The 1,811-nt window shown below is 38.0% G+C and carries 2 protein-coding genes; one reads left to right on the top strand and one right to left on the bottom strand.

Annotation, left to right across the window (positions count from 1 at the left end):
- Positions 1 to 311, top strand: a 311-nt coding sequence (locus KI659_RS18495) for a DNA/RNA helicase domain-containing protein (protein ID WP_213946875.1), incomplete at its 5' end; no start/stop codon positions are given.
- Positions 312 to 457: 146 nt separating this feature from the next.
- Here KI659_RS18495 and KI659_RS18490 read toward each other — a convergent pair.
- The gene (locus KI659_RS18490; RefSeq protein ID WP_213946874.1) at positions 458 to 1,021 is read right to left on the bottom strand and encodes a hypothetical protein; all 564 of its coding nucleotides are present in this window, start codon (positions 1,019 to 1,021) and stop codon (positions 458 to 460) included.
- Positions 1,022 to 1,811: the final 790 nt, after the last annotated feature.

Raw genomic sequence — 1,811 nt, 5'->3', positions numbered from 1 at the left:
GACTTGAAGTTGACTATATTGGAGTGATAGTAGGAGAGGATCTAATTGTTAGAAATGGGAAGGTACTTGTCGATCCGAATAAAAGGGACAAGCATGACTCAACTGTTAGGGGCTGGAAAACGATGGCAAAAGAAAATAAAACTGCTACCCAAGAGTTAATGCTTCAAATCATAAAGAATACCTATCGGACACTAATGACAAGAGGAATGAAGGGGTGTTATATATATTGCGTGGATGTTGAAACATCAAAATATTTTAAATCAGCAATAATGAATCTAGAGATAGTTTCTGACAAAAAGGTGAGCGTATAAGTTTGTTATTATTCCTTAGTGACTTATACTTCCAATACGAATGATAAACAGAAGCCCCCGATCTCTCGAGGGCTCAAATTACTCACTGGAGGGTGGATCACAACTTATTCTTATTACTATAATATATAGATAATCAAATTTTTTTATTATCTCCAATAAATATTTATGTATCTATTGCCTGTGGTGCCATCTTTCAACCGCTTCTTGACTTTTTTTGATTTCAAGACCTTCTGCTTGACAAGGTAGGTTAAAGCTTTTGTGACTTTTTCACTAGTCTCATCCCTTCCAATCTGTTTGCAAGCTTCCACTGCTTCAGCTACAAATCGGGGACTGATAAAAAAATCTTCATCGATTAAGTGTTTTATTATAAAGGGAGAAAGTTTTCTATCTTCTCGAGTGTCTTTAAAATATTCAGGATTATTACTAAAGCGGTTTTTAAAATTCCTGAATTCAGGAGAGTTTTGGATTTTTTTTGGAATACGATAGTTTAGGTTAAAAATCTTTTCTGGGGGCAAGCCAATTTCTGCTCCTAATCGGTTTGCTGTTGGATTCGATAAGCTTCTTCTACCTTTGAACATAGAGTAAACCTGAGATTCAGTCTGTCCGACTAGTTCAGCAAAGCCTTTTACTTCAAGGCCTAATAGCTCCATGATACCATAAAGCCTTTTTCCCATTAGAATGTCAAAATCCTCAATTTTTGAATTTTCCATTCTCAAAAGGATTAAAAAATTTAGGCTAAAAAGTGGTCAAAATATTTTTTTTGTCGAATTACTTTTCTAATTTTAAAGTGTAGAAGAAAGGTGGGTATGCTCCACCTTAAGAAAGTAATTAAAGGTATTAATTAAGAGTCTCGACTGCAATTCCGACAATTTGTAATAGGACGAGACGGTAGGTTAATGCCCAAGCAGTTATTTTGTGTACATTTGTATGCACTATAGCTGTTGGGTTGCCTATCGTAAGCCGTTCCTATGGGCGTCGGAACCTTGCAGTACGGTGATAGGTGCCCACGCTATAGTGTCCTTTCCTCCAGAGACTCATAATTTCAGATTATGAGCACCAAAAGCCAAATATATTCTTCCTTAGCATTCAATCTGCCAGGCACCCAGCCAGAGCAGGAGGGGAGGATTGTGGATTTTTGTGGCACACCTAACCAAATCCATTCACACATGCGCTACGGTCATTGGGGACCTGCCGTAAGCTGCTTCCTCGTCCCCGTTTTCTATCAAAATCCTAGAGTAACCAATAAGCAATTGCAAAAGAATCTGATTAAGTCACCGGATTGAGCTGAGACAAAATTGGCCACAAAGGTCACTAAGTTTCCACGAAGTTTCACAAAGGCTTCTTCGCGGATAATCAAATGGGTCACAAAGTTTCACAAAGTTAAAAAGAAGGACACTAAGCTTCTTCGCGGAGTGAAAAATTGGACACAAAGTTCCACAAAGGAAAAACTAAGGGCACTAAGCTTCTTCGCGGAGAAATTTAATTGGCCACAAAGGTCAC

Source organism: Litoribacter ruber, assembly GCF_018449405.1.
Classification (GTDB): domain Bacteria; phylum Bacteroidota; class Bacteroidia; order Cytophagales; family Cyclobacteriaceae; genus Litoribacter; species Litoribacter ruber.
Note: the sequence above shows the minus strand (reverse complement) of the source record. Positions and strands in the feature narration are given on the sequence as shown.